At 72.8% G+C, this 8637-nt stretch carries 7 protein-coding genes; 6 read left to right on the top strand and 1 reads right to left on the bottom strand.

The window, feature by feature from the left end:
• The first annotated feature begins 307 nt into the window (after positions 1–307).
• From KVA01_RS01205 to KVA01_RS01180, 6 genes are all read left to right on the top strand, one after another.
• Entirely contained in the window at positions 308–2020 is a 1713-nt protein-coding gene (locus KVA01_RS01205) for a nitrite/sulfite reductase (RefSeq protein ID WP_068468137.1), read from the top strand.
• A complete protein-coding gene (locus KVA01_RS01200) occupies positions 2017–2892 on the top strand; it encodes a phosphoadenylyl-sulfate reductase (protein ID WP_231860572.1) in 876 nt (291 codons plus the stop codon). Before KVA01_RS01205 ends, KVA01_RS01200 begins: the two co-directional genes overlap by 4 nt.
• Positions 2889–3794, top strand: coding sequence for a sulfate adenylyltransferase subunit CysD (gene cysD, locus KVA01_RS01195; protein WP_371858560.1), 906 nt, complete (start codon positions 2889–2891; stop codon positions 3792–3794). The genes KVA01_RS01200 and cysD overlap by 4 nt, the downstream gene beginning before the upstream one ends.
• Positions 3795–3796: 2 nt before the next feature.
• Positions 3797–5137 carry a sulfate adenylyltransferase subunit 1 gene (locus tag KVA01_RS01190; protein ID WP_068468133.1) on the top strand — a complete coding sequence of 447 codons (1341 nt, stop codon included), beginning with the start codon at positions 3797–3799 and terminating at the stop codon, positions 5135–5137.
• Positions 5138–5235: 98 nt separating this feature from the next.
• The gene (gene menD / locus KVA01_RS01185) at positions 5236–7047 is read left to right on the top strand and encodes a 2-succinyl-5-enolpyruvyl-6-hydroxy-3-cyclohexene-1-carboxylic-acid synthase (RefSeq protein ID WP_141268572.1); all 1812 of its coding nucleotides are present in this window, start codon (positions 5236–5238) and stop codon (positions 7045–7047) included.
• A gap of 28 nt (positions 7048–7075) precedes the next feature.
• Complete coding sequence (locus KVA01_RS01180; RefSeq protein ID WP_068468129.1) at positions 7076–7813, top strand: SDR family oxidoreductase; 738 nt, start codon at positions 7076–7078, stop codon at positions 7811–7813.
• Between the two features lie 13 nt (positions 7814–7826).
• Here the strand turns inward: KVA01_RS01180 and KVA01_RS01175 are convergent, their stop codons facing one another.
• Positions 7827–8621, bottom strand: coding sequence for an amino acid ABC transporter ATP-binding protein (locus KVA01_RS01175; RefSeq protein ID WP_068468156.1), 795 nt, complete (start codon positions 8619–8621; stop codon positions 7827–7829).
• Between the last annotated feature and the right edge of the window lie 16 nt (positions 8622–8637).

Below are 8637 nucleotides of genomic sequence, written 5' to 3'. Positions count from 1 at the left end.
GGGCGGGAGCGCGGTTCGTCGCGCTCCCGCCCGCTTCGTCGTGCCGGGGGAGGGCCGGGTGACGACGACGCCGCCCGCGCACCCGGGTGCCTCCGTCCGCGTGCGCGCGTAGCGGCCCGGGGCCGCCCCGAGCGGATCCGAGCGGTGCTCGGGGAACCCGGGCGTCGCGGCGTCCTCGTCGGTGGGCACCCGGCTGTGACGTGGGAGGACACCGGCTGTGTGACGTGAATGTGACGGTGAATAGGGGGCGCGGCGGGGCGGTCGGTACGTTAGAGCGACTCGCCTCCCTCTCACCCAAGGAGCAGCCATGACCACCTCCGCAGACACCGAGAAAGCGCCGCCGCAGGCCGCTTCCGGGCGCGTGCGCGGACCCCGCAAGGGCACCGATCTGGGCCAGTGGAAGGTCAGCGGCCGGGCCCCCCTGAACCACAACGAGGAGTTCAAGGCGGAGGAGAACTCCCTGGACGTCCGGCAGCGGATCATCGACACGTACTCGAAGACGGGCTACGCCTCGATCCCCACGGACGACGTCCACGGCCGCTTCCGCTGGCTGGGCCTCTACACGCAGCGCAAGCAGGGCGTGGCGGGCGCGAACACCTCCAAGCTGGACGCCGAGTCCCTCTCGGACGAGTACTTCATGCAGCGCATCCGCCTGGACGGCGGGCAGCTGAGCACCGAGCAGGCGCGCGTGCTGGGCGGGATCTCCAACGACTTCGCCCGCGGGACCGCGGACGTCTCGGACCGGCAGAACATCCAGCTGCACTGGCTGCGCATCGAGGACGTCCCCGAAATGTGGGACCGCCTGGACCGGGCGGGTCTGACCACCCTGGAGGCGTGCGGCGACACCCCCCGCGTGTTCCTGGGCAGCCCCGTGGCCGGCGTGGAGAAGAACGCGATCATCGACCCCAGCGAGGACCTCGCCGCACTGCGCGAGGAGTTCATCGGCAACCCCGAGTACGTGAACCTCCCGCGCAAGTTCAAGACCGCGATCACCGGCAGCCCCACGCTGGACGTGGTGCACGAGATCAACGACGTCAGCTTCGTGGGTGTCAACCACCCGGAGCTCGGCCCCGGCTACGACCTGTGGGTGGGCGGTGCACTGTCCGTGTCCCCGCGCCTGGGGGAGCGGCTCGGTGCCTTCGTCTCCCGCGAGAACGTGGTCCCGGTGTGGGCCGGGGTCTGCGGGATCTTCCGCGACTACGGCTACCGCAAGCAGCGCACCAAGGCCCGCCTGAAGTTCCTGCTCGCGGAGTGGGGCACCGAAAAGTTCCGCCAGGTGCTGCAGGACGAGTACCTGGGCTTCGAGCTGCCCGACGGCCCCGCACCCGAGCGCGCGGTGGGCCATTCGGACCACGTGGGCGTCCACGAGCAGGTGGACGGCAAGCGCTTCGTGGGCTTCGCGCTCACCGCCGGCCGCCTCAGCGGCGACGCCCTGCTGGCGCTCGCGGACGCCGCGGAGGCCGCCGGTTCCTCGCGGATCCGGCTCACCCCGCACCAGAAGGTCCTGGTCCTGGACGTCCCCGAGGAGAACGTGGACGGGCTGATCGAGGCACTGGCCCCGTACGGCATGGACGCCAAGCCCAGCCCCTTCCGCCGCTCGACCATCGCGTGCACGGGCATCGAGTTCTGCAAGCTCGCGTTCGTGGAGACCAAGGGTCTCGCCGCGCGCGTGATCGACGACATGGAGCAGCGCCTGGCGGACGTGGAGATCCCCACACCCATCTCGCTGCACGTCAACGGCTGCCCCAACTCGTGCGCCCGCATCCAGACCGCGGACATCGGGCTCAAGGGCCAGTACATCGGCGAGGAGTACGTGTTCCAGGTGCACCTGGGCGGCGGACTCGCCTCCCCGGACCGCGAGGAGGGCGGTCTGGGCCGCACCGTGCGCGGCCTGAAGGTCACCTCGGACGATCTGTCCGACTACGTGGAGCGTGTCACCCGCACCTTCCTGGCCGAGCGCGAGAGCGACCAGAGCTTCGCCGAGTGGGCCCTGAGTGCAGAGGAGGATTCGCTGCGATGAGCACCACCGATGTGACGATCACCCCCGGCCGTCCCGCCGGGGACGCCATTACGGCGCCGGACGGGCGCGCGGAGGTGGCGCGCGCGGCGTCGTCGTCCGCGCCCACCGCCGGGGCCACGGGTACGACGCCGCCCGCAGGCTCCGTGGGCGACGTCGCCGCCCCGGGCCGCGAGCGCTCCACCGAGGAGCTGAAGGCCCTCGTGGAGGAAGCGCAGCAGCGCTTCGGGCTGCGGGACGCGGACCCGGACGAGGTGCTCGCGTGGGCCGCCGAGACCTTCGGCAAAAAGCTGGCCGTGGCGTGCTCGATGGCCTCGGACACCGTGGTGCCCGCGCTCGTGAGCACGCACCTGAAGGGCGTGGACGTCCTGTTCCTGGAGACCGGCTACCACTTTCCGGAGACGCTGGAGACCCGCGACCAGTTCGCGAGCGACTGGCCCGTGAACGTGCGCACCCTGCTGCCGGAGCTCACCGTGACCGAGCAGGACGAGAAGTACGGCGCCAAGCTGCACGACCGCGACCCCGGGCTGTGCTGCGGGATCCGCAAGGTCGCACCGCTCGACAACGCCCTGGCCGGCTACGAGGCCTGGGTCACCGGGTTGCGCCGCGAGGAGACGCCGCACCGGGCCAACGCCGCGCCCGTGGAGTGGGACGAGCACCACCAGATGGTGAAGATCAACGCCATCGTGGACTGGAGCTTCGACCACGTGGTCGAGTACGCCGAACAGAACCTCGTGGTGGTGAACCCGCTGCTGAGCCAGGGCTACCCGTCCATCGGGTGCGCCCCGTGCACGCGCAAGGTCGCCCCCGGAGAAGATCCCCGCGCCGGCCGCTGGTCGGGCGTGGGCAAGACAGAATGCGGAATCCATCTATGAGCACCCCCACAGCACTGACCCAGCTGCAGCGCCTGGAGGCCGAGTCCATCCACATCTTCCGCGAGACGGCGTCCGAGGGCGAGCGCCCCGTGCTGCTGTTCTCCGGCGGCAAGGACTCGGTGGTCATGCTGCACCTGGCCGCCAAGGCCTTCTGGCCGGCCCCCATCCCGTTCCCCGTGCTGCACGTGGACACCGGGCACAACTTCCCGGAGGTCCTGGAGTTCCGGGACCGCACGGTGAGGGACCTCCACATTCGCCTGGAGGTGGCCTCCGTCCAGGACTACATCGACGACGGCCGCCTGGCCGAGCGCCCGGACGGCACCCGCAACCAGCTGCAGACCGTGCCCCTGCTGGACGCGATCACCGAGGGCCGCCACGACGTCGTCTACGGCGGCGCCCGGCGCGACGAGGAGAAGGCCCGCGCCAAGGAGCGCATCATCAGCCTGCGGGACGAGTTCGGCCAGTGGGACCCGCGCAACCAGCGACCTGAGCTGTGGAGCCTGTACAACACGCGCCACCGCCCCGGCGAGCACGTGCGGGTGTTCCCGCTGTCCAACTGGACCGAGCTGGACATCTGGTCCTACATCACGGAGAAGGGCATCGACCTGCCCGCCCTGTACTACGCGCACGAGCGGGAGGTCATCAGCCGCGACGGCATGTGGTTGGCCGTGGGCGAGCACGTGAGCCCGCGCGAGGGCGAGAGCGTGGAGCGGCGCACCGTGCGCTACCGCACCGTGGGGGACATGAGCTGCACGGGGGCCGTGGAGTCCCCGGCGGCCACCGCGCAGGAGGTCCTGGCCGAGGTCATGACCAGCACGCTCACCGAGCGCGGCGCCACCCGCGCGGACGACCGCGTGTCCGAGGCCGCCATGGAGGACCGCAAACGAGAGGGCTACTTCTAGAGATGAGCACCGAGAACACGGCAAGCCTGCTGCGGATCGCCACGGCCGGCAGCGTGGACGACGGCAAGTCCACCCTGGTGGGGCGGCTGCTGCACGACACCAAGAACATCCTGGTGGACCAGCTGGAGGCCATCGAGCGGGTCAGCCAGTCCCGCGGCCTGGACTCCGCGGACCTCGCGCTGCTCACGGACGGTCTGCGGGCCGAGCGCGAGCAGGGCATCACGATCGACGTGGCCTACCGCTACTTCGCGACCCCCGCGCGCAGCTTCATCCTCGCGGACTGCCCGGGCCACGTGCAGTACACGCGCAACACGGTCACCGGCGCCTCCACCGCGGACGCGCTGATCGTGCTCGTGGACGTGGTGCACGGGATCGTGGAGCAGACCCGGCGCCACCTGGCCGTGGCCGCGCTGCTGGGTGTCCCGCACCTGATCGTGGCGGTCAACAAGATCGACCTCGTGCCGGACGCCCGCCAGGCCTTCGAGGACCTGGACCGGGACCTGCACGCCCTCGCGGACGAGCTGGGCGTGCTGGACCTGCGCACCATCCCCGTCTCCGCGCTGCGCGGGGACAACGTGGTGGAGCCGTCCGAGCACACCCCCTGGTACGGCGGGCCGTCCCTGCTGGGCTGGCTGGAGAGCCTTCCGGACTCCTCCCAGCTCACCCGGGACGAGCGCTTCGCCCTGCCCGTGCAGACCGTCATCCGGCCGCAGTCCGCGGCGGTCTCGCCCGAGTTCGTGGACTACCGCGGCTACGCGGGCCAAGTGGCCTCCGGCAGCCTCGCGGTGGGCGACGAGATCCTCGTGCAGCCGGCGGGCCGGCGCACCACGGTGGAGCGAATCGACGTCGCCGGGGAACCGGCCGAGCGCGCCGTCGCCGGCCAGTCCGTGACGGTGAGTCTCGCGGACCAGATCGACATCACGCGCGGGGACCTGATCGCGGCACCCGCCGGGGCGCCGTCGGGCAGCAAGACCGTGGAGGCCGTGGTCTGCTGGCTCGACGACGAGAAGCCCCTGCGCGAGGGCCAGCGCGTGCTGCTCAAGCACACCACGCGGGTGGTCCGCGGGATCGTCGGCTCCCTGGACGGGCGGCTGAACCTGGAGAGCCTCGCCGCGGAGTCGGTGGACGCGTTCGAGCTCAACGACATCGGCCGCGTGACGGTGCGCGTCGCGGAGCCGTTGTTCACCGCCGCGTACACGCGTTCGCACGCGCTCGGCTCGTTCCTGCTGATCGACCCCCAGTCCGGGCGCACCCAGGCCGCCGGGATGATCCAGGACGACAGCGTGGCCACCCCCGGCGTGCTCGGCAACCTGCGCGCGGACGCGGGGGAGTGGGCCATCTGAGACCGCGCCCGGGGGAGCGCACCGCGCGCGTCCCCCCGGGGGTCGAACGGCACCCGGTGGTGCGCACCGTGTCGCCGCGAGTGGGTACGCTCTCAGGGATGACCTCCCCCAGCCTTCTCTCGGCCACCACGGTCCTGCGCGCCCTGGTGCGGCGCGGGATGCGGCACCTGGTGGTGGCACCCGGTTCGCGCTCCGCGCCGCTCGCCTACGCCGCGGCCGCCGCGCACGCGAGCGGTGCGCTGAGCGTGCACGTGCGGATCGACGAGCGCGACGCCGCCTTCACCGCCCTCGGCATCGCCCGCTCCACCGGGGCCCCGACGGCCGTGGTCACCACGAGCGGCACGGCCGTGGGCGAGCTCGTGCCCGCCGTGATGGAGGCCTCCCACACGGGCGCCCCCGTGGTGGTGCTCAGTGCGGACCGGCCCCCGGAGCTGCGCGGCACCGGGGCCAACCAGACCACCCGCCAGCCGGGGATCTTCGCCAACTTCGTGCGCTCCGCCGTGGACCTGCTGCCCGTCGCGGACCCCGGCCTGGGGGAGGACGCGCAGCGCGAGGAGATCGAGTCCTTCCTCACCCCCGTGCTGGATGCCCTGCACGGCACCGATGAGACCCCCTCCGGCCCGGTGCACGTGAACGTCGCCCTGCGCGACCCCCTCTACCCCGCCTCCGACGACGACCACCGCCACCTGCGCTCGTGGGCCGACGCCCTCGTGCGGGACGCGGAGGACGCCGCATCCGGTCAGCTCGTGTGGCCCCGGGCGCACCCGTGGTCGGTGGCCGACGAGCCGCTGCTGCCAGAAGACGCCGCGGCACACCGTCCTCCCGAGGCCCGCCCCGTCTCCCCTCGGCCCGGCACCGCCCACCCCGTGGTGCTCGCCGGCGACGGCGCCGGGGCCGTCACCGCGCGCTTCGCCCACGAGCACGGCCTGCCGCTGCTCGCCGAGCCGTCCTCCAACGCCCGCACCGGCGAGGTGGCGATCGCGTCCTACGAGAGCCTGCTGGCGTCGTCGTTGGGCGCTCGCGTGGACGCCGTGATCCTGGTGGGTCGCCCCACGCTGAGCCGCCGGGTCTCGGCGCTGCTGCGCCGCCCGGACGTGCGCGTGGTCGCGGTGCGGCCCGATCCGGTGCCGTGGCTCGACCCGGGCCGGGGCAGCGAGACCGAGGTGCGGAGCTTCGCAGAGGCGCTGGCCGTCGTCGGCACGCCCGATGCCGAGTGGCTGCCCACGTGGCAGGAGTCCGGTGCGGTGGCGGACGCCGCGGTGCTGCGCCACGCGGACGCCCACTCCGGCCTCACGCGGCTGCACGTGGCCCGCGCCGTGTGGGACGCGAGCTGCCAGGACGGCTCCGCGCTCGTGGTGGGCTCGTCCAACATCGTGCGGGACCTGGACCTCGTGGCCCGCGCGCAGGACCCCCTGCCCGTGGTCGCGAACCGCGGCGTGGCCGGGATCGACGGCACGATCGCCACCGCGCACGGCGTGGCGCTCGGCACCGGGCGGCCCGTGCGCGCCGTCATGGGCGACCTCACCTTCCTGCACGACGCCGGGGGACTGCTGCTCGGCACGGGCGAGCAGGTCCCGGACGTGCACGTCGTGGTCGTCAACGACGCCGGTGGCGGCATCTTCCAGACGCTCGAGCACGGGGCGGTGGGCCAGGACCAGCGGTACGCGGCCGCCGTCGAACGGTTCTTCGGCACCCCGCACGAGGCGTCCATCGCGGAGCTGTGCGCGGCCTACGGTCTCGAGTACGGCCGGGCGGACAGCGCGATCGAACTGACCGCGGCGCTCGCCGCACCCGTGGTGGGCCGCCGCGTGGTGGAGGTGCCGCTGGAGCGGGAGACCCTGCGGGAGTTCAACCTCGCCGCGCACGAGGTCGGGGCGCGGGCCGTGGAGGAATTCTTGGCGGGGCAGTGAGGTCCGGCCCGCTCGATAGCATGGCCGCATGAGCGATCAGAGCACCCAGGAAGCAGCCGTCCGCACCGCACTCGTCACCGGTGCCACCCGCGGCATCGGTCGGGCCGTTGCCCAGGACCTCGCGAAGGACCACGTCGTCTTCATCGGCGGGCGCTCCGCCGAGGACGTCGAGCGGGTCCGCGCCGAACTGGCGGGCGTCGGGCCCGGCACCCGGCCGTTCGTGGCGGACGTCAGCTCGGACGAGCAGGTGGCCGCCGCGTGGGCACCCCTGCGCGAGGAGTTCCCGGAGCTGAACGTGCTCGTCCACTCGGCGGGCATCGCCCCGCAGTCCCCGGTCGCGGACGCACCACGGGAGATGTGGGAGAAGATCTTCGACGTCAACGTGATCTCCGTGGCCCAGCTGACCCGCCTCGTCCTGCCGCAGCTGCGCGCCGCGGGCGGTGACGTGGTGGCCGTGAACTCGGGTTCCGGGTTCACCGCGAACCCGTCCGGCGCGCTGTACTCGGGCTCCAAGTTCGCGCTACGGGCGCTGACGGACGCCCTGCGCGAGGAGGAGCGCGGCAACGGCGTGCGGGTCACGTCCGTGCACCCGGGCCGCGTGGCCACGGACATGCAGCGCGAGCTGCACGACTACATGGGCCGCGAGTACCGCGCGGAGGAGTGGATCCGGCCCGAGCAGATCGCCGCGGCGGTCCGGCTGGCCGTCGACGCCACGCGGGACGCGGAGGTCGAGGTCGTCACCGTGCGGCCCTCCGGGATGGTCTGAGGGGCCCGTCCGCTCAGTCCGTGAGGTCGCCCGCCGGGGGCGCCGCGTCGGCGTCGTCGGCCTGCTCGGGCGCAGCCACGGCGGTGGGGTCCAGCACGCGCGAGAGGAACGCGCGGGTGCGGTGGTGCTGCGGTGCGCCGATCACGTCGCGCGCGGGGCCCTGCTCCACGACCACGCCGCCGTCCATGAAGACCACGCGGTCGGCGACGTCGCGCGCGAAGGACATCTCGTGGGTCACCACGAGCATCGTCATGCCGTCCGCGGCGAGCCCGCGCATGATCGCGAGGACGTCCCCCACGGTCTCCGGGTCCAGCGCGGAGGTGGGCTCGTCGAAGAGCATCAGCTCCGGGTCCATGGACAGGGCACGGGCGATCGCCACGCGCTGCTGCTGACCGCCGGAGAGCTGGGCGGGGCGCTGGGAGGCCTTTTCGTTGAGCCCCACGCGCTCGAGGTTGGCGAGCGCGACCCGCTTCGCCTCCGCCGCGGGGCGCTTGAGCACCTTGACCTGGGCGACCGTGCAGTTCTCCAGCACGCTCAGGTGCGGGAAGAGGTTGAACTGCTGGAAGACCATGCCCACGCGGCGGCGCATGGCGTCCACGTCCAGCTCCGGGTCGGTCACCGTGTAGCCGCCCACGGAGATGGTGCCGCGCTGGGGCGTCTCCAGCAGGTTGAGGCAGCGCAGCAGGGTGGACTTGCCGGACCCGGACGGCCCGATGAGGCACACGACCTCGCCGGGGGCCACATCCAGGTCGATGCCGCGCAGGACCTCGAGGTCGCCGTAGCACTTGTGCAGGTCCTGGACGTGCACGGCGCTCTCGGAGGCC

Origin of the sequence: Kocuria varians (assembly GCF_006539885.1) — a bacterium.
GTDB lineage: Bacteria > Actinomycetota > Actinomycetes > Actinomycetales > Micrococcaceae > Kocuria > Kocuria varians.
Note: the sequence above shows the minus strand (reverse complement) of the source record. Positions and strands in the feature narration are given on the sequence as shown.